At 67.0% G+C, this 23,514-nt stretch carries 24 protein-coding genes; 11 read left to right on the top strand and 13 right to left on the bottom strand.

All coding sequences use genetic code 11. The features are described 5' to 3' along the window. Window positions 1–11: 11 nt before the first annotated feature. Window positions 12–929 (bottom strand): bestrophin family protein, encoded by a 918-nt coding sequence (locus MRBLST15_RS17375; protein WP_265951190.1) that lies wholly within the window; start codon window positions 927–929, stop codon window positions 12–14. 124 nt (window positions 930–1,053) lie between these two features. Beyond that, complete coding sequence (locus MRBLST15_RS17370; protein ID WP_032952021.1) at window positions 1,054–1,302, bottom strand: hypothetical protein; 249 nt, start codon at window positions 1,300–1,302, stop codon at window positions 1,054–1,056. 182 nt (window positions 1,303–1,484) lie between these two features. Here MRBLST15_RS17370 and MRBLST15_RS17365 point away from each other — a divergent pair, with 182 nt between their 5' ends. Then, window positions 1,485–1,949 (top strand): hypothetical protein, encoded by a 465-nt coding sequence (locus MRBLST15_RS17365; RefSeq protein ID WP_089237661.1) that lies wholly within the window; start codon window positions 1,485–1,487, stop codon window positions 1,947–1,949. A gap of 82 nt (window positions 1,950–2,031) precedes the next feature. On the opposite strand, the gene MRBLST15_RS17360 is transcribed toward MRBLST15_RS17365, so the two are convergent. The 4 genes from MRBLST15_RS17360 to MRBLST15_RS17345 all read right to left on the bottom strand — a co-directional run bounded on the left by MRBLST15_RS17360 (window position 2,032) and on the right by MRBLST15_RS17345 (window position 7,536). Continuing rightward, entirely contained in the window at window positions 2,032–3,828 is a 1,797-nt protein-coding gene (locus tag MRBLST15_RS17360) for a DUF885 domain-containing protein (RefSeq protein ID WP_367787020.1), read from the bottom strand. 76 nt (window positions 3,829–3,904) lie between these two features. Then, complete coding sequence (locus MRBLST15_RS17355) at window positions 3,905–4,420, bottom strand: cytochrome c oxidase assembly factor Coa1 family protein (RefSeq protein WP_265951187.1); 516 nt, start codon at window positions 4,418–4,420, stop codon at window positions 3,905–3,907. A gap of 25 nt (window positions 4,421–4,445) precedes the next feature. Continuing rightward, a complete protein-coding gene (locus MRBLST15_RS17350; RefSeq protein WP_367787018.1) occupies window positions 4,446–6,671 on the bottom strand; it encodes a S9 family peptidase in 2,226 nt (741 codons plus the stop codon). A 175-nt stretch (window positions 6,672–6,846) separates the two neighbouring features. After that, complete coding sequence (locus MRBLST15_RS17345; RefSeq protein ID WP_367787016.1) at window positions 6,847–7,536, bottom strand: glutathione binding-like protein; 690 nt, start codon at window positions 7,534–7,536, stop codon at window positions 6,847–6,849. A 113-nt stretch (window positions 7,537–7,649) separates the two neighbouring features. Here MRBLST15_RS17345 and MRBLST15_RS17340 point away from each other — a divergent pair, with 113 nt between their 5' ends. Further along, on the top strand, window positions 7,650–8,276 hold the full coding sequence (locus tag MRBLST15_RS17340; protein WP_265951184.1) for a TIGR00645 family protein: 627 nt from the start codon (window positions 7,650–7,652) through the stop codon (window positions 8,274–8,276). A gap of 200 nt (window positions 8,277–8,476) precedes the next feature. Then, the gene (locus tag MRBLST15_RS17335) at window positions 8,477–9,484 is read left to right on the top strand and encodes an energy transducer TonB (RefSeq protein ID WP_312705461.1); all 1,008 of its coding nucleotides are present in this window, start codon (window positions 8,477–8,479) and stop codon (window positions 9,482–9,484) included. Window positions 9,485–9,557: 73 nt separating this feature from the next. On the opposite strand, the gene MRBLST15_RS17330 is transcribed toward MRBLST15_RS17335, so the two are convergent. Then, window positions 9,558–9,812, bottom strand: a complete 255-nt coding sequence (locus tag MRBLST15_RS17330) for a hypothetical protein (protein ID WP_367787014.1) — start codon at window positions 9,810–9,812, stop codon at window positions 9,558–9,560. Window positions 9,813–9,887: 75 nt separating this feature from the next. On the opposite strand from MRBLST15_RS17330, the gene MRBLST15_RS17325 reads away from it, so the two are divergent. Continuing rightward, on the top strand, window positions 9,888–10,691 hold the full coding sequence (locus MRBLST15_RS17325; RefSeq protein WP_367787012.1) for an AraC family transcriptional regulator: 804 nt from the start codon (window positions 9,888–9,890) through the stop codon (window positions 10,689–10,691). Between the two features lie 72 nt (window positions 10,692–10,763). Here MRBLST15_RS17325 and MRBLST15_RS17320 read toward each other — a convergent pair whose 3' ends face one another. From MRBLST15_RS17320 to MRBLST15_RS17300, 5 genes are all read right to left on the bottom strand, one after another. Continuing rightward, on the bottom strand, window positions 10,764–11,948 hold the full coding sequence (locus tag MRBLST15_RS17320; RefSeq protein ID WP_367787010.1) for an ABC transporter permease: 1,185 nt from the start codon (window positions 11,946–11,948) through the stop codon (window positions 10,764–10,766). After that, a complete protein-coding gene (locus MRBLST15_RS17315; RefSeq protein WP_025877565.1) occupies window positions 11,945–12,691 on the bottom strand; it encodes an ATP-binding cassette domain-containing protein in 747 nt (248 codons plus the stop codon). Before MRBLST15_RS17315 ends, MRBLST15_RS17320 begins: the two co-directional genes overlap by 4 nt. Further along, window positions 12,688–14,214 carry an alpha/beta hydrolase gene (locus MRBLST15_RS17310; protein ID WP_312705459.1) on the bottom strand — a complete coding sequence of 509 codons (1,527 nt, stop codon included), beginning with the start codon at window positions 14,212–14,214 and terminating at the stop codon, window positions 12,688–12,690. Before MRBLST15_RS17310 ends, MRBLST15_RS17315 begins: the two co-directional genes overlap by 4 nt. A gap of 119 nt (window positions 14,215–14,333) precedes the next feature. Continuing rightward, on the bottom strand, window positions 14,334–15,029 hold the full coding sequence (locus tag MRBLST15_RS17305) for a GGDEF domain-containing protein (protein ID WP_367787007.1): 696 nt from the start codon (window positions 15,027–15,029) through the stop codon (window positions 14,334–14,336). Then, complete coding sequence (locus tag MRBLST15_RS17300; protein ID WP_367787005.1) at window positions 14,927–15,532, bottom strand: hypothetical protein; 606 nt, start codon at window positions 15,530–15,532, stop codon at window positions 14,927–14,929. Before MRBLST15_RS17300 ends, MRBLST15_RS17305 begins: the two co-directional genes overlap by 103 nt. A 135-nt stretch (window positions 15,533–15,667) precedes the next feature. Between MRBLST15_RS17300 and MRBLST15_RS17295 the strand changes: the two genes are divergently transcribed. The 4 genes from MRBLST15_RS17295 to MRBLST15_RS17280 all read left to right on the top strand — a co-directional run bounded on the left by MRBLST15_RS17295 (window position 15,668) and on the right by MRBLST15_RS17280 (window position 19,302). After that, on the top strand, window positions 15,668–16,153 hold the full coding sequence (locus MRBLST15_RS17295; protein ID WP_312705457.1) for a DUF1203 domain-containing protein: 486 nt from the start codon (window positions 15,668–15,670) through the stop codon (window positions 16,151–16,153). A 236-nt stretch (window positions 16,154–16,389) separates the two neighbouring features. Beyond that, window positions 16,390–17,559, top strand: a complete 1,170-nt coding sequence (locus MRBLST15_RS17290; RefSeq protein WP_265951176.1) for a lytic polysaccharide monooxygenase — start codon at window positions 16,390–16,392, stop codon at window positions 17,557–17,559. Window positions 17,560–17,775: 216 nt separating this feature from the next. Further along, the gene (locus MRBLST15_RS17285; protein ID WP_367787003.1) at window positions 17,776–18,933 is read left to right on the top strand and encodes a lytic polysaccharide monooxygenase; all 1,158 of its coding nucleotides are present in this window, start codon (window positions 17,776–17,778) and stop codon (window positions 18,931–18,933) included. 87 nt (window positions 18,934–19,020) lie between these two features. After that, the gene (locus tag MRBLST15_RS17280; protein WP_265951174.1) at window positions 19,021–19,302 is read left to right on the top strand and encodes a DUF1883 domain-containing protein; all 282 of its coding nucleotides are present in this window, start codon (window positions 19,021–19,023) and stop codon (window positions 19,300–19,302) included. Window positions 19,303–19,319: 17 nt separating this feature from the next. Here the strand turns inward: MRBLST15_RS17280 and MRBLST15_RS17275 are convergent, their stop codons facing one another. After that, complete coding sequence (locus MRBLST15_RS17275; protein ID WP_089237690.1) at window positions 19,320–20,069, bottom strand: ferredoxin--NADP reductase; 750 nt, start codon at window positions 20,067–20,069, stop codon at window positions 19,320–19,322. 84 nt (window positions 20,070–20,153) lie between these two features. Between MRBLST15_RS17275 and MRBLST15_RS17270 the strand changes: the two genes are divergently transcribed. The 3 genes from MRBLST15_RS17270 to panE all read left to right on the top strand — a co-directional run bounded on the left by MRBLST15_RS17270 (window position 20,154) and on the right by panE (window position 23,510). Next, a complete protein-coding gene (locus MRBLST15_RS17270) occupies window positions 20,154–21,122 on the top strand; it encodes an ABC transporter ATP-binding protein (RefSeq protein WP_367787000.1) in 969 nt (322 codons plus the stop codon). Next, complete coding sequence (locus tag MRBLST15_RS17265; RefSeq protein WP_088101854.1) at window positions 21,119–21,919, top strand: ABC transporter permease; 801 nt, start codon at window positions 21,119–21,121, stop codon at window positions 21,917–21,919. Before MRBLST15_RS17270 ends, MRBLST15_RS17265 begins: the two co-directional genes overlap by 4 nt. Window positions 21,920–22,571: 652 nt before the next feature. After that, a complete protein-coding gene (panE, locus tag MRBLST15_RS17260; protein ID WP_367786998.1) occupies window positions 22,572–23,510 on the top strand; it encodes a 2-dehydropantoate 2-reductase in 939 nt (312 codons plus the stop codon). Window positions 23,511–23,514: the final 4 nt, after the last annotated feature.

The following is a 23,514-nucleotide window of genomic DNA, read 5'->3' as shown; positions in this document are numbered from 1 at the left end:
CCGAGGAGTGGCTATTGCAACAGGTAACCCTGCGGCAGCAGGGGTTCGGGCAACGGGCGTTCGCCGAGGGCATCGAGCTGGTCAATCTCGATGGTGCGCACCAGCGCGTCCAACGGCAGGTCGTTCGGCTCCAGGCCGAACGGGTCTTCCATTTCTTCACCCAGCTGGTCCAGGCCGAAGAAGGCATAGGCCAGCACCGCCGACAGCACCGGCGTAGCCCAGCCCAGCGAACTGGCCAGACCGAACGGCAGCAGTACGCAGAACATCCACGCGCAGCGGTGCAGCAGCAGGGTGTAGGCGAACGGCAGCGGGGTGGTGAGGATGCGCTCGCAGCCGGCCTGGATCGAGGACATCGCGTGCAGGCGCTCTTCCAGCTGGACGTAGAGGATGGAATCGAGCGTGCCTTCGCAACGGGCCTGGGCCAGTTCGGCGGCGATCATCGCCAGCAGCGCATCGGGCACGTTCTCGCGCTGGGCGAGCTGCCCGCGCTGTTTCTCGTCCAGCCATGGCACCGCGGCCAGCGCCACGTCGCGGGCGCGCAGGCGCGCGGCCAGTGCATAGGCGAAAGCGGTGGTCAGGTAGCTGATGCGCTGGCGGCGCGGCGCATCGTCGGCCAGCAGCACCTGTACCTGGCGGGCCAGCGAACGCGATTCGAACACCAGCTGGCCCCACAGCTTGCGGCCCTCCCACCAGCGGTCGTAGCAGGCGCTGTTGCGGAAGCTGAGGAAGATCGACAGGACCAGGCCGAGCAGGGTGAACGGGGTGACCGAGACGCGCTCGATGCCGACCGGCGGCGCCAGTTCCACCACCGCGGCGACCGCGATGGAGAGGGTGAGGATGGCCAGTACCTTCGGCGCGATCGCCGGGACGATGGAGCCACGCAGGATGTACAGCAGTTGCCAGCCGTGGGGACGGGAACGAATGATCATGGGAGCAGCCGCGCGGCGCGCGGTTCAACAGGCACGCGGGGGGCTCGCGCAGCCGCCCATTCTACTCCCTGCCCGGCCAGTGGCCGTGTCACTGCGACGCCCTGTCGCACCGGCAGGGGCCGGCTCAGATCACGCCACCGCCCAGCCCCAGGCGCAGGATGCCGACCACCACCACGATGCCGTTCAGGATCAGCCCCGTCCAGGCCCGGCCGCGCTTGCTGGGGTGGGTGAACAGGATGCCGAGCGCAGCGATGATCGCGCCGACCGCGGCAAAGGGGATCAGGAACCAGTTGCCCCAGCCCAGCAGCGGTATCAGCGCCAGGATCATCCACAGCAGCGCCAGTACGCCCCACAACAGACTGATCACACCCATAGCGCGCTCCCGTGGTTGTTCGTGCTCCCAACCATAGCCGTTCCCGGCAGCGCCGCCTACCGCCGTTGCCGTCAACCTCACCGGCGCCGTGCTAGCGTGCGGCCATGGGTCGAGCCCCGATGTTGGCGCCGATTCAGAGTGCCCGGCTGATGATCCGAACCAGTCCTACAGGGGTATACGCCATGAACATCCGTTGGGTCGCCTTGGCGGCCATGCTGCTGACCGTTGCCGGTTGCGCCAGCACCTCCAAGGTCATGCTGGGCCGCGCCCGCGCGCCGATCGATCCGGCCCAGGTGCAGATCTATTCGACGCCACCCGCCGGTTCGCAGGAAATCGCCCAGTTGGAGTCGTCTTCAGCAGTGGGCTTTGGTACGCAGGGCCAGACCGATGCCGCCGTGGCTCGCCTGAAGCGCGAAGCGGCTGCGCTCGGTGCCAACGGCGTGATCCTGATGGGCGTGGGCAGCAGTGGCTCGCCGGTCGGCATGTCGGTGGGTGCCGGCAGTTACGGTTCACACGTGGGCGGTGGCGTGGGCATCGGCATACCGACGACGCAGAAGCGCGCCGCCGGCGTGGCGATCTGGGTGCCGAATCCGGCGCCACCGGCACGCCTGCCAACGCAGACGATCACCCCGCAGCCGCAGCGGTGACCCACACGGATCAACGCAGGTAGCGCCGGGCCAGGCCCGGCGTCTCTTCCCTTCCGCTGCGCTCGCCGGGCGTGGCCCGGCGCTACCGGTACTTCGGCACGAACACCTGGTTCACCGCTTCGGCCAGCTGGTCCGGCGGCAACAGGCCCTGGTCGAGCAGGAAGTTGTTGAACGCCAGGCGGTCGAACTTCGCGCCCAGTGCCAGCTCGGTCTGCATGCGCAGTTCGAGGATGCGGGTGTAGCCGTAGAAGTAGCTGCCCGCCTGGCCCGGCATGCGCACCATATAACGGTCCAGTTCCTGGGTGGCCATCGCCTTGGACAGACCCACCTGCTCGATCAGCACGCGTTCGCCGTTGGCACGGTCGGTCAGGCCGAGATTAAGCATCGGGTCGAGCATCGCGCGGGCGGCACGCAGCAGGCGGAACTGCAGCGCGATCATCTGCCCGTCCAGCGGTTCGTACGGCACCATCTCCGCTTCGGCGTACAGCGCCCAGCCTTCCACGTTCACCGAATTGAACGCGAACATCGTGCGCGCCAGCGACACGCCACGCTCGACCATCGCGGTGAACTGCAGTTCGTGGCCCGGGCGACCTTCATGTGCGCTCAGCGTCCAGGCCGCCGAGCCGAAGTTGAAGTCGTCGTACTGCGCGCCTGCACCGGCGGCCGGGTTGCCCAGCGGCAGCACGAAGGTGCCCTGCTGCCCGGTGTTGTTGACCAATGGCGCGGGCAGGAAGTGCGGTGCGGGGCTGGCAGCGCTTTCGGCGGCCGAGCCCAGGCGCATCTGCATCGCACGCTGCGGCACATCGACAATGCGATGTTCGCGGATCAGCGGATCGATGGCATCGATCACCTTGCGGTAATGACCTTCAAGCTGGTCATCGGCGATCTTCTCGCCCTTCAGCGCGCGGATCACCGCCACCGGGTCGCTGGGGTCACTGACCTTCAGGCCCTTCTCTTTCGCCACCAGCGGGGCCAGCTGGCGCATCGCCGAGCGGGTTTCCATGAACTCCAGCTGCGCGCGCTGCATCAGCAGCTTCGGGTCGATATCAATACCGACCTGCTTGAGCTGATAGGCGTACAGCGGGGCCGGCAGGCGCGCATCGGCACGTGCCTTCGGCAGCACCTCCCTGCGGGTCCATGCGGCGTACTCCTTCATCTGCGAGGCAAGCGCCTTCATCGCCTCGTCGGCACCAGCAACCTGGTATTTCTTCAGCAGCGACTCGATACCGGTGATGTAGGTCTCGACGTTGTCCAGCGACTGCTGCACTTCGATCTTCGTCGGCTGCAGCAGCGTGCTGTCCTTCAACCGCTCTTCGTAGCGCTGGCGGGCCAGCGTGGTGAACGCGGTGCCGCCTGGCTGCAGGCCGGCGTATGCCTTGAGGCGATCGACCGCCTTGGCCCGGCGCTCGGCCGGCACCTGGTCGGACAGCAGCAGGTTGAGGCCGCTGAACACGCTTTGCGGCGCATCGCGCCACGGCAGCAGGTACTTCTGGTTGAGCTCACTGCCTTCGATGTTCTGGTTGGCGGCGGCGATCATGATCTCCAGGTCCTGGCGGACGTTGGGATCCTTCTCGCTGGCCAGCTTCGCCTTCAGCTCGTCGCGGGCCTTGGCCATCGCGGCGCGGTAGCGCTGGTCATTGTCCGGGCCGAGGTCGGCGACCTTGTCGTCGTAGCCGGGCACGCCGAAGAAGCCGGTTTCCTCGGGCTGGAACGGGCCCTGGGCATCCAGCAGGATCTGCGCCAGCGCGTTGCTGCGCGCGACCCAGGCCGGGCTGGCCGGCGTGGAGGCCTTGGCGGCCGGTGCGGCCAGGGCCGGTGGGGCCGACAGCAGCGGGGCGGCGGTGAGGGCCAGGGCGATGGCAAGCGCGATCGGCTTCATGGAGCACTCCAGGACAGGGTTGCCCGCACCCTACGCGCTCATGGCGGTGGCGACAATCGGCCGGAGGTCACGTCCTCTACAGCGCGGCCGTCAGCGCACATTCCCCACGAGCGCGACATTCCTGCAATTCGCATTCGCCGGCCGCCTCGGCATCATCCAGCGCACTCAGGTCGAAGGTCTGCTTGTCTTCGGCCAGCACGTACATCACCGGGTAATCCCACACGTCGTCGCTGCGGGTGCCCTTCACGAACAAGCGGCCATGCGCATGCGGTCCTTCCAGCGCCACGGTCAGGCCGACATCGCGCTCGCCGTTGATGGCGGTCTGCATGCTGCCCAGCGGCAGCGTTCCGGCCTGCAGCGGTTCGCCGAACACCTGCACCAGTTCGACGCTGCAGCCGGCGCGACGCATCGCCTCGCGCATCGGCGCACTGTCGTGCGCGGCCTCGGTCCAGCGCAGCACACTCCAGGCGATGGCACCGCCGAGGGCGGCCAGGAACAGCAGCACCGCCAGCGGCATCGCCCAGCGCCAATGCCGGCACCACCAGCCGGAGGCCGGGTTGGAGGGAGCAGGAATCGGCGGCGGCAGGGTCATGGGCGGGCTCCTTCCCGGATGATGATCAAGGCTTCAGGCAACGTCCCAGGAAGGCTTCGGCGACGCGGTAGCGATGCAGTGCGTCGGCGCCGGACAGGCCGTGCTTGGCACCCGGATAGGTCATCAGTTCAAACGGCTGGCCACGCTTCTGCAGCGCGCTCATCAGGCTGGTGGAATTGGTGAACAGCACATTGTCGTCGGCCATGCCGTGGATCAGCAGCAGCGGCGAACGCAGGCCCTCGATGTGGGTCAGCACGCGTGCTTCGCGGTAGCCGGCATCGTTGCGCGCCGGCAGGTCCATGTAGCGCTCGGTGTAGTGGCTGTCGTACAGGCCCCAGTCGGTCACCGGTGCGCCGGCCACACCGCAGGCGTAGCTGTCCGACGCCTTGGCCAGCAGCATCAGGGTCATGTAGCCGCCGTTGGACCAGCCCTGCACGCCGATGCGCGCCGGGTCCACCCACGGCTGCTGCTTCAACCACGCCACGCCACGCAGCTGGTCGGCCACTTCCACCGTGCCCTGCTTGCCATACAGCGCGCCACCGAAGTCACGGCCACGGCGCGGGGTGCCGCGGTTGTCCAGCGAGAACACCACGTAGCCCTGCTGGGCAAGGTACTGGTTGAACAGATGGTCGCCACGGCCGGGCCAGCTGTCGGTGACGGTCTGGCTGGCCGGGCCGCCATACACGTACACCGCCACCGGGTAGCGCTTGGCCGGATCGAAGCCGGCCGGCTTGATCACGCTGTAGTTCAGCGGCGTCCTGCCGTCGGCAGCGGTGAGCGTGCCGAATTCGACCGGGCGCTGCGCCTCGCGGTAGCGCGCGTAGGGATGCTTGGGATCGGCCAGATCGTTCTCGACCAGGGTGGCGATCTTCTCGCCATTGGCGCGGAACAGTTCGATCTGCGGCGGCGTGCTGCTGTTGGACCAGCTGTCCACGTACACGCTGGCGTTGCGCGCGAAGCTGGCGCTGTGCATGCCCGGCGCCTTCGACAGGCGCTGCGGCTGGCCACCCTGCAGCGGGACGGCGTAGATCTGGCTTTCGCGCGCCGATTCGATGCCGGCACGGAAGTATGCCAGGCCGGCCTTTTCATCGACCGCCAGCAGTTCATCGACCGACCAGTTGCCGTGGGTCAGCGCGGTGGCCTTGCCCTTGCTGTCGATGCGGTACAGATGCTGGAAACCCGTGCGCTCGGACGACCACAGCACGCTGCCGTCGTCGAGGAAACGCAGGCTGTTGTGCAGCGGCACCCAGGTCGGGCTGGTTTCGTGGGCCAGCACACGCTGCTGGTTCGAGGCCAGGGTGACTTCCACCAGGTCGAGCTTCTTCTGGTCGCGCGACTGGCGCTGGAAACTCACGTGCTGCGGATCGCGCCAGTCGACGCGGGCCAGGTAGATGTCCTGCTCCTTGCCGAGGTCAATCCACTGCGTCTGCGCCTGTTCCGCCGGCGAGATCACGCCCAGCTTCACCTGCACGTTGGCATCGCCCGCGGCCGGGTAACGCTGTTCGATCACATCGGTGCGGTCGGCATAGACTTCGTAACGCTTCTGCACCGGCACCGGGCTTTCGTCGATGCGGGCGTAGGCGATGGCCGAATCGTCCGGCGCCCACCAGTAGCCGGTATGGCGGTCCATTTCTTCGTCGGCGACGAATTCGGCGATACCGTTGCCGATGGTCGTGCTGCCATCAGCGGTCAGCTGCATCTGCTTCCCACTGGCCAGGTCGATCACCCACAGGTTGCGGCCGCGGATGAAGCTGACGAAGCCGCCCTTGGGCGACAGCTTGGCATCGGTTGCAAAGCCTTCACCGTGGGTCAGCTGGCGCACTGCCGCCTTGCCTTCCTGCTTGAGGTCGTACAGGTACAGCTCGCCGCCCAGCGGAAACAACAGGCGCTGCGCGTCCGGCGACCACTGGTAATCGACAATGCCGGTCATCGCGGCGATGCGCTGGCGCTCGCGGCGGGCCTTTTCTTCGTCACTGAGGGTTTCGGTACCCGGCAGCACCACCTTCGAGTCCACCAGCAGTCGGGTCTGACCGCTGCCGATGTCGTAGCTCCACAGGTCCAGCTGGTTGCGGTCGCTGTCCTTGCCGCGCAGGAAGGTCACGCGCGAGCCGTCCGGCGCCACCTTCGGCTTCATCAGGGTCGGGCCGGACAACGGCAGTGGGCCGGTGATGGCTTCCAGAGTGAGTTTTTCAGCGTGGGCGACGGTACTGGTGGCGAGCATGAGGGCGAGCGAGGCGAACAGATGGCGCATGGAGGATCCCGGCAAACGGCAGGTCCGTCACCGCGACGGGCGCGGGACGGTCAGCCTCCATCCTAACCAAGCCGGTGCTGGAAGACAGCATGACCTTCTGCCCATGGCAGCGCTATTGAAGGGTCAGAGCCCTTTGCGATGCAAAGGGATCCGACCCTTGGGCCACCGTCCCGGGTCAGCGCTTGCCGAACAGGTGCTTGCGCTCTTCGTCGCTGAGCGGCTTGCCAGCGTCCGGGTTCACCTGCGTGCGCAGCGCATAGGCGCGCTGGGTGGCCGGACGGGCGGCGATGGCCTGGTGCCAGCGCTTGAGGTTCGGGAACGCGTCGAAGTCCGCCGGCAGCTTGTCGTAGGCGCCAACCCACGGGTAGCTGGCCATGTCGGCGATGGTGTACTCCTCGCCGGCCAGGAAGGCGTGCTGGGCCAGGCGCTTGTCCATCACCCCGTGCAGGCGGCGCACTTCATTGTCGTAACGCTCGATCGCGTACGGGATCTTCTCCGGCGCGTACACATTGAAGTGGCCCATCTGCCCGCTCATCGGGCCCAGCCCGGCCATCTGCCAGAACAGCCATTCCAGGGTGGTGACGCGACCACGCGGGTCGGCCGGCAGGAAGCGGCCGGTCTTCTCGGCCAGGTACAGCAGGATCGCGCCGGACTCGAACACGCTCAGCGGGGCGCCGCCGTCGGCCGGGGCGTGGTCGACGATGGCCGGCATCTTGTTGTTGGGGGAAATGGCCAGGAATTCCGGCTTGAACTGGTCGCCCGAGCCGATGTTGACCGGGTGGATGCGGTACTCCAGGCCGGCTTCTTCCAGCAGCAGGGTCACTTTGTGGCCGTTCGGGGTAGGCCAGTAATACAGGTCGATCATGGCGGCGACTCTGGGGTACGGAAAGGAACCTGAAGTCTAGTGGGTGCGTTGGCTTGGCACCGTCATGGCGGGCCGGTAACCTCGCCTCTCCCCCGAAACGCAGCATCCTCCGCATGAGTGCAAACCGTCCGCCGCTCTCCCCGCTGTCCACCCTGATCTTCGCCTCGCGCTGGCTGCAGCTGCCGCTGTACCTGGGTTTGATCGTTGCCCAGTGCGTTTACGTGTTCCTGTTCGGCAAGGAACTGTGGCACCTGATCTCGCACTCGGTGTCGATGGGCGAGCAGCAGATCATGCTGATCGTGCTGGGCCTGATCGATGTGGTGATGATCTCCAACCTACTGGTGATGGTGATCGTCGGTGGCTATGAAACCTTCGTCTCGCGCCTGCGCCTGGAAGGCCACCCGGACCAGCCGGAATGGCTGAGCCACGTCAACGCCAGCGTGCTGAAGGTGAAGCTGGCGATGGCGATCATCGGCATCTCCTCGATCCACCTGTTGAAGACGTTCATTGCCACCGGCGCGCTGGGCGGCATCCCGCTGTGCACCCCGGAGCAGATGAGCGTGGCTGCCGCAAACATCGGCGTGGCCCGCTGCTCGATGCTGACGGCTGACGGCGTGCTCTGGCAGACCATCATCCACTGCGTGTTCATCCTGTCGGCGATCGGCATCGCATGGACCGACAAGCTGATGTCCGGCAGCCACGACAAGCCGGAAGGCCACGGCAAGTCCGCCGCACATTGATCCCGATCCCGGTGGCGGTACCAGTGCCGCCACCGGCCCGCTATGCCTGCCCTTGTGCGCAGGTGAGGCCGGGATGCTAGATTGCACCCTCGCCGTCATCGGCGATGGCGTCGGGAAACGTCATCGACCGCGCCCGGACCTCCAGTCCCGGCAGGCTTGCCTACGTTTGTCGTAACGTCGTCTTCTTAGAGGGGAGCAGGATGTCGCACGTCGCAATGATCGCTGCCGCGCGCCGGTGGTTGCCGGTCGCTCTGGCTTTGGCCCTGGCTGCCTGCTCGGGCAAGGAAGAAACACCGGCCCCGGCCGCGCAGGGTGCCACCACCCCCGCCGCTGCAGCGCCAGCCGCACCGGCCGTGGCTGCCAAGGTGCAGTCGATGGGCACCGAGCAGCTGCGCGAATCGGCCAGCCAGGCACTGCGCGAGAACCGCATGTACGCCCCGGCCGGCGACAACGCCATCGAGTACTACCTGGCCCTGCGCGACAAGACCCCGGACGATGCCTCGGTGAAGAGCGCGCTGACCGACCTGCTGCCCTACACCCTGATCGCCGCCGAGCAGCACCTGGGCCGCGAGGACTTCACCGAAGCGCAGCGGCTGGTCGCCCTGATCGAAAAAGTCGACGCCTCGGCCCCGGCCCTGCCGCGCCTGAAAGAAGGCCTGAGCAAGGGCGTACAGATCGCGGCCAAGCGCACCGAAGACGAAACCGAGAAGGTCAAGAAGGACGCTGAAGACCGCACCAGGCAGCTGGCCGAGCAGCAGCGCCTGACCGAACAGCGCGCCAAGGAAGCCGAGGCGGCCAAGCAGATTGCCGCGCAGCAGGATGTTGCCCGTCGTGACAGCGAGCGCCAGGAAGCCGAGCGCCAGGCCGCCGCGCGCCGCGATGCCGAGCAGAAGCAGCAGCAGGCCGCTGCCCAGCAGGCCAACGCCGCCCGCCAGGCCGCGACCGCCGCCGCCCCAAGCCTGCGCCCGGTCAGCACGCCGGCACCGCGTTACCCGGCCGAAGCCCTGCGTTCGGGCACCTCCGGCGAAGTGCTGGTGGAAATCACCGTCGGCACCGACGGCTCGGTGACCAACGCGCGCGTGCTGCGCGCGACGCCCTCGCGCGTTTTCGATCGCGAAGCCCTCACCGCAGTCAAGCGCTGGCGCTTCGAGCCGGTCAATGCCCCGGTCACCACCCGCCGCACGCTGGTGTTCGCACCGGGCGGCTGATGCCCAAGGCGGTAGCGCCGGGCGCGCCCGGTGGTTCTGGAGCAAGGCCCGGCATGTCCGGGCTTTGTTCGTTTCAGGCTGCGCCGTCGATCAACCGTTGCAGCGCCGGATCGCGTGCCGCCAGCACCTGGAACAGACCCAGTGCGTGTAGTCCGTGCAGCAGACTGCGCAGATCGGCTTCGGCGGCTGCACGGGTGGCGGCATCACTGGCCGGGTCCTGCCAGTCGCGGACGCTGGCCAGGAAGGCGCCGACACTGCCCTTGCGCACGGTGAGTCCGTTCACCTGCACGTCGTTCTGATGATCGGGAAGGATGTCATGGGGCTGCATGGAGTACTCCAGGGGAATGGAGGACCAGTGTCGACGCTCGCTTCCGTCCGTTCTGCCGTATAACTGCCAATGGATATGGCAGAACAGACACTCCAGGAACCCCTGATCGATCCTGCACTGGCTGATGCCAGCGCGGGGCCAGCCCTGCTCGGCACGCAGCTGGCGATGCCGGGTTCGCGCCGCACCGCCCGTCATCAGCACGCGCGCGGGCAACTGCTGGGCGCCCACACGGGTCTGTTGCGGATCGAGGCGGGCGACATCCACTGGCTGCTTCCGGCCGGACACGTGGCATGGCTTCCGCCGCAGCACCCGCATGCGCTGTCCAGCATCGGCAGCTTCGATGGCTGGAGCCTGTACTTCGGCAGGGAAGACTGCGCAGGCTTGCCCACCGCAGCGCGCATCTTCCAGCCCAGCGACCTGCTGCAGGTGGCGGTGCCGCGGGCACTGCAATGGTCCGGGCAGGCGTTGGATGCGGTGCAACAGCGCCTGGCTGGGGTGATCATCGATGAAATCGCCGCCGGCACGCCCTTGCCGCTGGCCCTGCAGCAACCCAGCGACCGCCGCCTGCGCCGCGTCGCCTCGGCCCTGGCACGCGCGCCGCATGACACCCGCAGCGTCGAGGGCTGGGCCGCAGCGAGCGGCCTGTCCAGTCGCAGCCTCGCCCGCCGCTGGCAGGCCGAGACCAACATGACGCTGACCCACTGGCGACAGCGCCTGCGCGTGCTGCTGGCGCTGCCGCGATTGCTGGCCGGCGAACCGGTCACCACCGTCGCACTGTCATTGGGCTACGACACGCCCAGTTCCTTCATCGCCGTGTTCAAGCGCGAGATGGGAGTGACGCCAGCGCGGTACGCGGACGGAAACGCCCCACTGCGCTGAAAGGGACGAGGCCCGGAATGACCGGGCCTCGTTCGATATCCGCCGGGCATGGCCCGGCGCTACCGGTTCCGCTCAGCCGGAAATCGCCAGGCGTTCGTTGTGGTAACGACGCACGGCAGCAAACCACAGCACCGCGGCCAGGCCCAGGCTTGCGCCGAGGTAGACCGCCCAGATGGTCGGGCTGATCGCCTCGTGGCGGATCACCTTCAGCAGCATCTGGTTTTGCGACAGGAACGGCACCGCGTACTGCCACAGCTCGCTCTTCACCGGGTAGGCCATCAACGCGTAACCGGGCAGCATCGGCAGCAGCACCAGCCAGGTCATGTGGCTCTGCGCTTCCTTCATGCTCTTGGCCGCGGCCGAGAGGAAGGTCAGCAGCGAGGTGCCGATCAGCAGCATCGGCACCATCACCAGCAGCATCTGCAACATCGAGCCGATGTTCATGTTGAGCTGCCGGCCGACATTGCCGGGCGCGATCTGCGCACTGGCCTTGAACGCGATCAACGTCAGCAGCAACGAGGCGAAGCCGACCACGCAGGCGGCGGCGATCTTGCCGCTGACGATGGCGCTGCGCGAACCCGGGGTCGCCAGCAGCGGCTCCAGCGATTGCCGCTCGCGCTCGCCGGCGGTGGCATCCATCACCAGGTAGGCGCCACCGATGAACGAGGTCAGCGTCAGCAGTACCGGCAGCAGCATCGACAGCATCATGCCGCGCTTGGCCTCGGCGCTGGCCATGTCCTGGGTGGCCACATCCAGCGGCCGCGCGACCTGTGCGTCGACGCCACGTGCCATCAGCCGCAGCGCACCGACCTGGCCGTTGTACGTCGCCAGGGCCGCCTGCAGGCGGGCGCTGGGCACCTCGGCGGCGCGCCGGGTGCTGTCACGGATCACTTCCACCAGCGCGGGCTTGCCATCGGCCCAGTCCTTGCCGAAATCGGGGCTGATGCGCAGGGCCACGTCGATCTCCTGCGAGCGGATCGCCTCGGCCAGATCCTTCGGCGCCGGCGCGGTGTTCAACCCCTGCGCGGCCAGGAAAGTCATCAGGTTCGGCGCATTCTCGGCACCGATGGTCGGGATCTGCAGTGGCTGTTCAATCTGGATGCGGACACGGCTTTCGGCCAGCTTGCCCATGCCCAGGATCAGCAGCGGGTACAGCAAGGGACCAAACAGCAGGGTCAGCATCAGGGTGCGGCGGTCACGCGAGAGGTCGCGCAGTTCCTTGCGCATCACCGTCATCATGGTCGACATCATGCTCATGCGTGCAGGCCCTCTTCGCTGCCGATCAGTTTCACGAACGCATCTTCCAGGTTGGGTTCGCCGGACTGCGCACGCAGTTCATCGGCGCTGCCGGCGGCCATCACCGTGCCCTTGGCGATGATCACGATGTGGTCACACAGCGCACCGACCTCCTGCATGATGTGGCTGGACAGGATCACGCAACGCCCTTCCTCGCGCAGTCCCAGCAGGAAGCGGCGAAGTGCGCGGGTGGTCATCACGTCCAGGCCGTTGGTGGGTTCATCGAGGATCACGTTGCGCGGGTCGTGCACCAGCGCACGGGCAATGGCGGTCTTGGTGCGCTGGCCCTGCGAGAAGCCATCGGTCTGCCGATCGAGGATGTCAGCCATGTCCAGCGCATGCGACAGCACTTCGATGCGCTCGCGGATGCGCGACGCGGACAGGCCATGCAGCTCGCCGAAGTAAGCGATGTTCTCGCGCGCGGTCAGCCGCTTGTAGACGCCACGCGCGTCGGGCAGCACGCCGAGGTGGCGACGCACTTCCACCGGATCGCGGGCGGCGTCGATGCCATCGACGGTGATGCTGCCTTCATCCGGCGTCATCAGCGTGTACAGCATGCGCATGGTGGTGGTCTTGCCGGCGCCATTCGGCCCGAGCAGGCCGGTGATGCGGCCATCCTCGGCGCGGAAGCCGACATCGGCCACCGCCTGGATACGGCCGGTGCGGGTGTTGAAGGCCTTGTGCAGGTTGTCGGCGACGATCATGGGGCCCATCCGTTGAACGAGGTGAACGCCGGCACGTAGCTCAGCGTGTCCAGGCAGCTGGCATCCAGCGCCTTGGCATCGGTGGTGTCGATGAACTGGCCGAGCAGGCGCGGCATGCAACCGGCGGCCAGGGTGCCGTGGCCTTGCCCGCGGGCAACCAGCGCACGTCCCTTCGGCAGCCCCTTGAGCACCTGTTCGGCGTAACGCGGCGGCGTCACCGGGTCCAGCTCGCCGGACAGCAGCAGTACCGGCAGATCACTGCGCAATGGCACTGCCGCTGCCGCCGGTGCCGGCTGGTGCGGCCAGACCGGGCAGGCAGCGAAGAACGCACGCGCCACTTCCGGTCCAAACAACGCATCTCCGCTTTCCGCCGGCGCCTGGTAGCGCGGTGCATCTTCGCTGCAGATCACCGACCACTGCATCCCGCGGTTGATCTGGAAATCCATGCTGCGGGTCGCCCCGCGTACCAGCGAGGCCAGTGGCGCGTAACGCCCCTGCGCGGCCTCGTCCAGCACCAGTGGCAGCAGCGAGGAATACTGCGGCACGTAGGAGAAGGCAAACGCCAGGCCGACCACGCTGTCCGGGGTCAACACATCCTTGCGCGGCGCATTGGTGCCCGGATCGCGGTACTCGACGGTAACCGGCGTGCGGCGCAGGGTGTCCGCAACGCTGCGCAGCTGTGCGCGCGTATCGACCGGGAAGCGCTTGCTGCAGGCAGCATCCTTGCGGCACTGCGCCGACTGCAGGGTGATGGCGTTGTCGAAGGTATTGGCGAACTCCCCCCCGACCACCAGATCGTTCGGTACCACGCCGTCGATGACGATGCTGCGGGTGTGCTGCGGATAGGCCGCAGCGTAGCGCTGGGCAACGCGGGTGCCGTACGAGCCGCCGACCAGGTTGAGCGTATCGGCGCCGAGCGCCTGGCGTACCGCGTCCAGATCGGCGATGGCCTCGGCGGTGGTATAGAAGCGCGGGTCGGCACGGCCCTTCAGCGACGCGGCGCAGCGCTCCGCGTACTCGCGCAGCAGCGCCTCGCTGGGCGCAGCGTCTTCATCCATCGGCAGCTCCTTGCCATCCGCGCCCAGGCAGCTGAGCGGGTTGGAGCCACCGGTGCCACGCTGGTCGATCAGGAAGATGTCGCGCTGTTTGCGCACCTGGCGCAGTGCCGTATCGACGATGACGGCCACCTCGCTGGCCGCCTGGCCAGGTCCGCCGGCCAGGAAGAACACCGGGTCCGGCAGGCCCGAACCGCTGTTGCCCGACTCCAGCCAGGCCACGCGCAGATCGATCCTGCGGCCCTCCGGCTTGCTCCGGTCTTCCGGCACCTGGAATGTCGCGCACTGCGCCTCGACGTTCGCGCTGGCGCCTTCAGTGGCCAGCGTGCAGGGATGGAAATCGATCTGGCCGTAGCGGCGGCTGGGCGTATCGCCTGCGCCGTCGGTGCCTGCCTGCGGCGGTGCGCTGCAGCCGGCAATCAGCATGCTGGCCAGCAACCCGGCCCGCGCGAAATGGTGTCGTTGCATCGTGCGTGATTCCCCTGGGAATGTTCCTGTCCACCACGACGGTGTGCCGCGGCAGATGTGACCAAACAGATGTGACCCAACTTACACGCGCCGGGCGCTGGCGGCGACAGGCGGATGTCCTAGGCCGGCGTCGGCACCGCCACCAGGCGGTTGCGGCCCTCGGCCTTGGCCCGGTACAGGGCGGTGTCGGCCAGCGCGATCAAGCCGGAAAGATCGGTCCGGCCGTCGTCCAGCACCAGCCCGATGCTGGCGGTCACCGCCACCGGACCGGTATCGAGCAGGGCGGGACGCTGCTGCAGGCCGTGGCGGATCGCGTCGGCCAGCGCCGTCGCCTCATTGCCGCTGCTGCCAGGCAGCAGCAACAGGAACTCCTCGCCGCCATAGCGGCTGAGCAGATGCACGCGGCCGATCGCGCAGCGCTGCAGCACCGCGGTGAAGTGCTGCAGCACGTGGTCACCCGCCAGATGACCCCAGCGATCGTTGACCTGCTTGAAATGATCCACATCCAGCAACAGCAGCGCCAACGGCGTACCGTGCCGGCGCGCCTGTTCCAGCTGCAGCTGCCCATCCGCCAGCACCGCGCTGCGATTGAGCAGGCCGGTAAGACCATCGATCCGCGCCGCCCGACGCAGTTCCACCAGCATGCGTTCGACCAGCAGCAGCACCAGAGCGAAGCAACGGGCCAGCTCCAGCATCACCCCGGCCAGGTAGGTCACGAACATCGGCGTGCCGGTATGCATGATGTCCTCGCCGGCGTCGGCAGCCACCGGTAGGAACAGGCGCACCACGTACAGCAGGCCCTCGGCGAGGAACACCGCAGCGGCCAGCCTGCAACTGGTGCGCTGCTGTGGCGGGGCGGGGCGTGGCGCAGCAGCAGCCAGGCGATCCAGCCGTCGATGAGCGCAGCGAACACACTGAATACATGCAGGCGCACGACCAGGTTCGGCCACGGCACCAGGAACAGGAAGATGCCGGCCATGAACGCGGCCACCAGCAACAGCGGTCGCCACACCGGCAGGGGTTGGCCCAGATGCAGGGCCATGCCACGCAGCAGCAGCACCGCGCAGGCGGCCATCGCCGCGTTGCCGGCCAGAATCGCTGGCACCTGCGGCAGGTAGGGACGCAGCGCCAGCAAGGTCACCCCCAGCGTCAGTGCCCACAGGCTCAGCGTCCACAGCCGCAACACCGGTTGCCCGCGCAGCACCACCAGCAGCAACGAGAACCCCAGCGCGATGCCCACGCAGAGCAGGAAGCCAAGCACGGCGACGGTGGGGAAATCCAGGGACATGCGGCGCTGGAAGGAAGGCGGCGCGCGCATCTTAGCGCCTTGTGGCGGCCGCACGGACCGTCGCACCTGGGCAGGGGCAGGCGAGCCATCGAATCCGGTGGCGGAAAATGGCGAGCACGCAGCCCGTGTCGCCGACAGAATGCGCGGAAAACCGGGAGACACTCCATGCATTCGTGGCAACTCAGTGGCATCGACCACCAGCCGTTCGAAGCGCTTTTCGAATCCAGCGACGACGCCTTGGCCGCACAGGGAATCGTGCGGCGACGCGCCGGCGACAGCGGCGGCTACCCCTGCAGGGTCAGCCTGACCGACGCGCCTGCGGGTGCGGAACTGCTTCTGCTGCCATACACACACCTGGCCTCGCAGTCGCCGTACCGCGCCTCGGGCCCGATCTTCGTGCAGCGTGGTGCCATCCGCTGCGTGCTGCCGGCAGGCGTGGTACCTGCCTACGTGCACCGTCGGCTGATGTCAGTGCGTGCCTATGACAGCGCGGACTTCATGCTGAGCGGCCTGGTCTGCCAGGGCACCGAGGTTGCTGCGCACCTGGACCGGTTGTTCGCCGATGCGACGGTGGCCTTCGTGCAACTGCACAACGCAGGGCATGGATGCTTTTCGTGCCAAGTGGATCGGGTCGGCAATCAACGGTCATGACGGTGCGCACGAACGTGATCGTTGCCGCGATGCAGGCGTGACCGCCAACGCATTCGTTCAGTGTGGCGTGAAGCCTGCGGGAAAGGCTTCACACACGTAGTCACGGATCGGCGTTGACGTGGTTTCCCGCGGTGCATCGCCGCTCGATACTCGCGGCGGTACCGCCCACTGTCCGTCGCGTGGCACAGCGCGGCTGCTGCGGTCACCGCTCCCTTCGACGATCACAAGGATGCGCCATGTCTCTGCGATACACCCCCTTGCTGCTGGCTACCGCCTTCGTTGGCGCCGGTGTTGGCGTTGCCGGCAACGCGGCCGCACACGGCACGATGATCACCCCGGTCAGCCGCGTCTATGCCTGTTTCCAGGGCAACCCGGAAAACCCCACCAACCCGGCCTGCGCTGCCGCCAAGGCAGTGGCCGGCTCGCAGGCGTTCTACGACTGGAACGGCATCAACCAGGCCAACGCCAACGGCAACCACCAGGCCGTGGTGCCCGACGGCAAGCTGTGCAGTGGCAACAACCCGACCTTCCGCGGCCTGGACCTGGATCGCAGCGACTGGCAGACCACGCCGATCCAGCCCGATGCGAACGGCAGGTTCACCTTCGTGTTCAAAGCCACCGCCCCGCATGCCACGCGTGACTGGAAGTTCTTCGTCACCCGCGCCGGCTGGCAACCGGGCAGCCCGCTGCGCTGGGCCGACCTGCAGGAATTCTGCTCGCTGGGCAATACGCCGCTGTCGGCCGATGGCACCTACAAGCTCCAGTGCACGCTGCCGCAGCGCAGCGGCCAGCATGTGATCTACAACACCTGGCAGCGCTCGGATTCGACCGAAGCGTTCTACACCTGCATGGATGTGCGCTTTGAAGGCGGCGGCGGCACCACGCCGGTGCCGCAGTGGCAGGATGCCGGGCCGGTCACCGCGCGTACCGAGCTGCCGGTGGGCACCACGTTGGCCTTGCGCGTGTTCAATGCTAACGGCAACGACGTGGAACGTGTGGAAGCCACGCTGGCCGCAGGCCAGACCACGCCGGCGCAGTGGCCGCTGGCGCTGGCCCGCAAGGTCAACGCCAGTGCCCAGCATGCGCGCGTGGGGGTGCTCAGCAACGGCGCGATCACGCCGGCCGCCTCGGCCACCGACAACCGCGTGTACCTGAAGGACGGCAATCGCTTCCAGCTGGACACGAAGGTGCCGGACCCGGGCACGCCATCGCCCGGCGGTGACTTCGACCATGTGTATCCGGCCGGCATCGGCAGCTACGTACCCGGACAGACCGTGGTGAAGGGCAGCGACGGCAAGCTGTACGCCTGCCGCCCATTCCCGGAAGGCGCGTGGTGCAACGTCAATGCCGAGGCGTACCGGCCGGGCGTGGGCTCGGCCTGGCGCGATGCCTGGGTGCCGTACTGAGTGAGTGAGAGATGGAGCGGGAGCGGCGCGCACGTGCCGCCCCGCTTCTGCAGTCGGGCAGATGCAGACCTGCGGGTCCGGCTTGAAGTGTTAACCCGTTCGCGCAGGCACTGCACATCCCGTCGCAGCCTGCAGCTTTTCGGAATCGTTGAATGGTTAGCGCTGTGCATCGTGTGGACACTCGCTGGACCTTCCACCGTCCACAGGATCCCCATCATGCAACCGCTCAATCGACTTGCTCTCGCGGTGGCTGCCATCGCCAGCCTGGGCGCCTCTGCCAGCGCGCTGGCACACGGCACCATGTCCAAACCCACCAGCCGGGTCTATGCCTGCTACCAGGGCAATCCGGAGAACCCGACCAATCCGGCGTGTGCCGCCGCAAAAGCGATCGGTGGCGCACAGCCCTTCTATGACTGGTCCGGCATCAACCAGGCCAATGCCAACGGCAATCACCAGGCCGTGGTGCCGGACGGACAGTTGTGCAGCGGTGGCAACAGCAAGTACCGCGGTCTGGATCTTGATCGGTCCGACTGGTCGACCACTCCGATCCGCGCCGATGGCAACGGCCGCTACACCTTTGAATTTCTTGCCCCCGCCCCGCATGCCACCCGTGACTGGAAGTTCTATGTGACGCGCGAAGGATGGCAGCCAGGTTCGCCCGTGGGCTGGTCGGATCTGCAGGAGTTCTGCACCTTGGGCAACGTGCCACTGTCGGAAGGTGGTGTCTACAAGCTGGATTGCCCGTTGCCCCAGCGCACCGGGCAGCATCTGATCTACAACACTTGGCAGCGCTCGGATTCGGCCGAGGCGTTCTACACCTGCATGGACGTGCGTTTCGAGGGTGGCGGTGGTGTAACGCCGCCGCCGCAATGGCACGATGCCGGCCCTGTCACCGCGCGCGGAGCCCTGGACGCGGGTACGACCCTCACCCTGCGCGTGTTCAACGCGAACGGCAATGATCTGGAACGCATCAACACCACACTGACCACTGGCCAGACGCTGCCAACGCAGTGGCCGCTGACTCTGGCCCGTGCGGTCAATGCAGGTGCGCGGTATGCCCGCATCGGCCTGCTGGAGAATGGTGTGATCACGCCGATTGCCTCAGCAACGGCAAACCGCGTCTACCTGGCGCAGGGGCATCGGTTCCAGCTGGATACGAAGGCGCCCGATCCGGTGCAGCCGCCGGGCGACTTCGATTTCATCTATCCGGCCGGCATCGGCAGCTACGTGCCCGGGCAGACCGTGGTGAAGAGCAGCGACGGCAAGCTCTACGCCTGCCGCCCGTTCCCGGAAGGCGCGTGGTGCAACGTCAATGCCGAGGCGTACCGGCCGGGCGTGGGCTCGGCCTGGCGCGATGCCTGGGTGCCGTACTGACCGGGAAGGAGCCGGGGGCAGCCGCTGGCTGCCTCCACTGATCACAGCGGCCTGCACTCGCAACGGCCATCCAGAAGGCAGATGCAGATGAACTACGTGAAATGGGACCTTGGAATCCTGCAGGCGGGTGACGTGATTGAAATCACACTGACCCGCGCCGCCAATGTCCGCTTGATGACACCAAGCAATCTGGCCAGTTACCGGAATGGGCGGCGGCATCAGTTCCACGGCGGGCTGGTCAACACGTCACCCTTCCACCTCACGGTCCCTTCTTCGGGCCAATGGCATCTGACCATAGACACGGCCGGACTGGCGGGCAGCACCCAAGCCTCGGTGCAGGTACTGCCGCGCCCCTTGCCACCGGCCTGATCCCGGCGGCAGCGGGCTTACTTGCTGCTGACGTACTTCTCGCGGCGGATCTGCGGATTGCCCAGGCCCGCCGCCTTCAGCGCTTCTGCACAAGCGTCGACCATGTCCGGGTTGCCGCACAGGTAGGCGATGTCGGTGGCCGGGTCCGGCGTGAACTCCGCCAGCGCCTGCTGCACGTAGCCATGGTGCACGTCCGGGTGCGGCTCGGCCGGCAGTTCCCGCGACAGGCAAGGCACATAACGGAAGTTCGGGTGCTTTTCGGCGAAGCTGTAGAAGTCTTCGCTGTACAGCAGCTCGCCCGGACTGCGTGCGCCCTGCAGCAGGACCACCTGCACGCCGCGCTCGGCCATCGCCGTTGCCAGCAGCGGCAGCATCGAGCGGTACGGGGTGACGCCGGTACCGGTGGCGATCAGCAGGTAGCGGCCGTTGTGGTCGCCGGGGTTCAGGCAGAACCGGCCGTAGGGGCCGGACGCGCTGACCTGGCCGCCGATGTCCAGCGCCTCGAACAGCGCCGTGGCGGCGCCGCCGGGGACGAAGCTGACCGCGATATCCACCGCCTCGCCCGGGCCCAGCGCGTGGTCGTGGATGGTCGCCAGCGAATAGCTGCGCTTGGTTTCAGTGCCATCGGCGTAGCTGAAATGGACCTGGATGAACTGGCCGGGCTGGAAATCCAGCGGCTGGCCGTCGTCACGCACGAACTGGTAATGGCCGATGGAGGGCGCCAGCATGCGGCGGTCGACCAGTTTGATGGGGAATTGGACAGGCACGACTTTTCGGGACAGTGTGTAGCCGGGGCAAGCCCTCGGGGTCTTCTATAATAGACCTTCCCCGCCCCTCTCCAGCGCCAGCCCATGGGCGCGAAGGCTTCGAGCTTGGCTTCCCAGAACGATACGGCGCCCGCCCTGCGCGTGCGCGACCTGCGTAAAACCTATGACAACGGCACCCAGGCCCTGAAAGGGGTCTCGCTGGAAGTAGCCCCCGGCGACTTCTTCGCCCTGCTGGGCCCGAACGGTGCCGGCAAGTCCACCCTGATCGGCATCATCAGCTCCCTGGTCAACCTCAGCGAGGGCCAGGTGGAGGTGTTCGGCAGCGACCTGGTGCGCAACCGCAGCGCCACCATGCGCCTGATCGGGCTGGTGCCGCAGGAGATCAACTTCAACCTGTTCGAAAAGCCCTTCGACATCCTGGTGAACTACGCCGGTTTCTACGGCGTGCCGCGCGCGGAAGGCGAGCAGATGGCCGAGGTCGAACTCAAGCGCGCCCACCTGTGGGAGAAGGCGCAGGTGATGAGCCGCACCCTGTCCGGTGGCATGAAGCGCCGGCTGATGATCGCCCGCGCGATGATGACCCGCCCGCGCCTGCTGATCCTGGACGAGCCGACCGCCGGCGTGGATATCGAGATCCGCCGCGACATGTGGCGGGTGCTGAAGGAGATCAACGCCGCCGGCACTACGATCATCCTGACCACCCACTACCTGGAAGAGGCCGAGCACCTGTGCCGCAACCTGGCCATCATCGACCATGGCCAGATCGTCACCCAGGGCCCGATGCGCGAGCTGCTGGCCAAGCTTGATGTGGAAGGCTTCCTGCTCGACATCGACGGCGCCCTGCCCGCGCAGCTGCCGGTGATCGAGGGTGCGACCCTGATCGCCACCGATGGCCACACGCTGGACATCGACATGCCGCGCGCGATGGATCTGAACCGCGTGTTCGAGGCACTGAACGCGGCGGGCATCCGCGTGCGTTCGATGCGTACCAAGAGCAACCGCCTGGAGGAACTGTTCGTGCGCCTCACCGGCAACCAGGAGACATCCGCATGAGCAGCACCCCGACTCCGGTCCTGACCGACGGCCAGCGCAACCGCATCGCACTGATGACCATCGTGCGCCGCGAAGTCGCCCGCATCATGCGCATCTGGGGCCAGACCCTGGTGCCTCCGGCGATCACCATGACCCTGTACTTCCTGATCTTCGGCGGCCTGATCGGCTCGCGCGTGGGCGACATGGGCGGCTACACCTACATGCAGTTCATCGTGCCGGGCCTGGTGATGATGAGCGTGATCCAGAACAGTTACGGCAACATCAGTTCGTCATTCTTCGGCGCCAAGTTCGGCCGCCACGTGGAAGAACTTCTGGTCAGCCCGATGCCGAACTGGGTGATCCTGTGGGGCTACGTGGCCGGTGCGGTGCTGCGCGGCCTGATGGTGGGCGTGATCGTGCTGATCATCGCGATGTTCTTCACCCCGGTGCGCATCCCGCATCCGCTGGTGACGCTGACCACGGTGATCCTGGGCGCGACGATCTTCTCGCTGGCCGGTTTCATCAACGCGGTGTATGCGAAGAAGTTCGATGACGTGGCGATCGTGCCGACCTTCATCCTGACTCCGCTGACCTACCTGGGTGGCGTGTTCTATTCGGTGAAGCTGCTACCGCCATGGGCGGAGGCGGCCACGCACGCGAACCCGATCTTCTACATGGTCAACGCGTTCCGCTATGGCCTGCTGGGCAGCAGCGATGTGCCGGTGGTGGTGGCGTATGCGCTGATGATCGGTTTCGTGGTGGTGCTGACGGCGTTGGCGCTGTGGTTGCTGCGCCGTGGCGTGGGCATGCGCAGCTGAGGACGTCCTGCAGGGCCTGCGGCCCTGCACCCGCTGCAGGCCGGAGCAACGTCAACGTCAACGGCGAGATATACCTGGTTTGGCAGGGTGGTGTCGGGTTGCAGGGACGCCGCAAGTACGTCCGTGTAGGCTTGGCCGCGCCATCCATGGCGCGGACACCCCGCAACCCGACACCACCCCGCCTTCGACAGTTTCCCGATGCTGCCGGAATGGCGGTCTGTACTGCTGTTGGTGGGTGTCGACCTTGGTCGACACGGCAGATCCACGCCATGCGTGGATGGCTGGAGATCATGTAGAGCCGAGCCGATGCTCGGCTCTTTTTGTTTGCGATCTGATGGATGTGGATCCACCGGAAAGATGATCGAGAGAACCGAGCGGAGCGACCCGCTGTTGCTTTTGATTTTCTTCTTTGTCTTCCGTGGTGAACGCACACGGAAACCGTCAGGGCTCGGGCGGGGTGGGCTCGCGGGGGTGTCCGCGCCATGGATGGCGCGGCCAAGCCTACAAGGACGTATTCACGGCGTCCCCCGCGAGCCCACCCCGCCCGATCCAAACACGGCTTGTGCTTCAAGCCACCACGAGGGACGCAGCCGTTGGCCGCAAACTCCGGCACAATCGCGGCAGTGAATTCTCCAACTGCAGTGAGCGTGCAATGCGTATCCTGATCCTCGGCGCCGGCGGTACCGGCGGTTACTTCGGTGGTCGCCTGGCCCAGGCGGGTGTGGACGTGACCTTCCTCGTGCGCCCTCCCCGCGCCGAGCAACTGGATCGTGATGGCCTGGTGCTGCGCAGCCCGGTGGGAGATGCCACGTTCCCGGTGCAGCACGTGACCGCTGATGCCCTGCCTGCACTGGCTGCGGCCCAGCCGTTCGATCTGGTGATCCTCAGCTGCAAGGCCTACGACTTGGACAGCTCGATCGATGCCATCGCACCGGCCGTGGGCGCGGGCACTACCGTGCTGCCGATCCTCAACGGCCTGCACCACTACAACGCGCTCGACGCACGCTTCGGCCGCGACGCAGTGCTCGGCGGGCTGTGCTTCATCAGTGCGACCAAGGCGCCCGATGGTGCCGTGCTGCATCTGGGCAAGCCGGCCAAGCTGACCTTCGGCGAACGCGATGGCGGTGCGGTCTCCGCGCGCGTGCAGGCATTCGCTGCAGCCTGTGCACAGGCGAATCTCGATCATCTGGCCAGCGAACACATCGGCCAGGAACAGTGGATCAAGTACACGTTCCTCACCGCGCTGGCTGCGGCTACCTGCCTGCTGCGTACAGACATCGGCACCATCGTCGCCACCGACAACGGCGAGGCCATCGTGCATGGCCTGTATGACGAATGCCTGGCGGTGGCCGAAGCTGCGGGCGAACCGGTGCCGCAGGCGGCGCAGGACACCGCGCGCGGTACCCTGACCCAGGCCGGTTCGGCGTTGAAGGCGTCGATGCTGCGCGACCTGGAAGCGGGCCAGCAGGTGGAAGCCGCGCAGATCGTTGGCGACATGCTGGCGCGTGCGCGCGCCGCGGGCCAGGAAGCGTTGCTGCTGCAGGTGGCCTACAGCAGCCTGCAGGCTTATCAGGCCCAGCGCGCGGCGTGATCCG

Source organism: Stenotrophomonas sp. LST15-1-1.1 (genome assembly GCF_040815575.1).
In the GTDB taxonomy this organism is placed as follows: Bacteria; Pseudomonadota; Gammaproteobacteria; order Xanthomonadales; family Xanthomonadaceae; genus Stenotrophomonas; species Stenotrophomonas lactitubi_B.
The sequence above is the reverse complement of the archived record's forward strand: the minus strand, read 5'-3'. Positions and strand labels throughout refer to the sequence as shown.

Coding starts and splice junctions, on each gene's coding strand:
- MRBLST15_RS17345 (WP_367787016.1), bottom strand. CDS start 7,536: ATGATCGACCTGTATTACTGGCCTACCCCGAACGGCCACAAAGTGACC.
- MRBLST15_RS17375 (WP_265951190.1), bottom strand. CDS start 929: ATGATCATTCGTTCCCGTCCCCACGGCTGGCAACTGCTGTACATCCTG.
- MRBLST15_RS17300 (WP_367787005.1), bottom strand. CDS start 15,532: ATGCGCGCGCCGCCTTCCTTCCAGCGCCGCATGTCCCTGGATTTCCCC.
- MRBLST15_RS17290 (WP_265951176.1), top strand. CDS start 16,390: ATGTCTCTGCGATACACCCCCTTGCTGCTGGCTACCGCCTTCGTTGGC.
- MRBLST15_RS17335 (WP_312705461.1), top strand. CDS start 8,477: ATGTCGCACGTCGCAATGATCGCTGCCGCGCGCCGGTGGTTGCCGGTC.
- MRBLST15_RS17310 (WP_312705459.1), bottom strand. CDS start 14,214: ATGCAACGACACCATTTCGCGCGGGCCGGGTTGCTGGCCAGCATGCTG.
- MRBLST15_RS17315 (WP_025877565.1), bottom strand. CDS start 12,691: ATGATCGTCGCCGACAACCTGCACAAGGCCTTCAACACCCGCACCGGC.
- MRBLST15_RS17340 (WP_265951184.1), top strand. CDS start 7,650: ATGAGTGCAAACCGTCCGCCGCTCTCCCCGCTGTCCACCCTGATCTTC.
- MRBLST15_RS17295 (WP_312705457.1), top strand. CDS start 15,668: ATGCATTCGTGGCAACTCAGTGGCATCGACCACCAGCCGTTCGAAGCG.
- MRBLST15_RS17265 (WP_088101854.1), top strand. CDS start 21,119: ATGAGCAGCACCCCGACTCCGGTCCTGACCGACGGCCAGCGCAACCGC.
- MRBLST15_RS17325 (WP_367787012.1), top strand. CDS start 9,888: ATGGCAGAACAGACACTCCAGGAACCCCTGATCGATCCTGCACTGGCT.
- MRBLST15_RS17350 (WP_367787018.1), bottom strand. CDS start 6,671: ATGCGCCATCTGTTCGCCTCGCTCGCCCTCATGCTCGCCACCAGTACC.
- MRBLST15_RS17365 (WP_089237661.1), top strand. CDS start 1,485: ATGAACATCCGTTGGGTCGCCTTGGCGGCCATGCTGCTGACCGTTGCC.
- MRBLST15_RS17330 (WP_367787014.1), bottom strand. CDS start 9,812: ATGCAGCCCCATGACATCCTTCCCGATCATCAGAACGACGTGCAGGTG.
- panE (WP_367786998.1), top strand. CDS start 22,572: ATGCGTATCCTGATCCTCGGCGCCGGCGGTACCGGCGGTTACTTCGGT.
- MRBLST15_RS17360 (WP_367787020.1), bottom strand. CDS start 3,828: ATGAAGCCGATCGCGCTTGCCATCGCCCTGGCCCTCACCGCCGCCCCG.
- MRBLST15_RS17320 (WP_367787010.1), bottom strand. CDS start 11,948: ATGAGCATGATGTCGACCATGATGACGGTGATGCGCAAGGAACTGCGC.
- MRBLST15_RS17370 (WP_032952021.1), bottom strand. CDS start 1,302: ATGGGTGTGATCAGTCTGTTGTGGGGCGTACTGGCGCTGCTGTGGATG.
- MRBLST15_RS17355 (WP_265951187.1), bottom strand. CDS start 4,420: ATGACCCTGCCGCCGCCGATTCCTGCTCCCTCCAACCCGGCCTCCGGC.
- MRBLST15_RS17280 (WP_265951174.1), top strand. CDS start 19,021: ATGAACTACGTGAAATGGGACCTTGGAATCCTGCAGGCGGGTGACGTG.
- MRBLST15_RS17270 (WP_367787000.1), top strand. CDS start 20,154: ATGGGCGCGAAGGCTTCGAGCTTGGCTTCCCAGAACGATACGGCGCCC.
- MRBLST15_RS17285 (WP_367787003.1), top strand. CDS start 17,776: ATGCAACCGCTCAATCGACTTGCTCTCGCGGTGGCTGCCATCGCCAGC.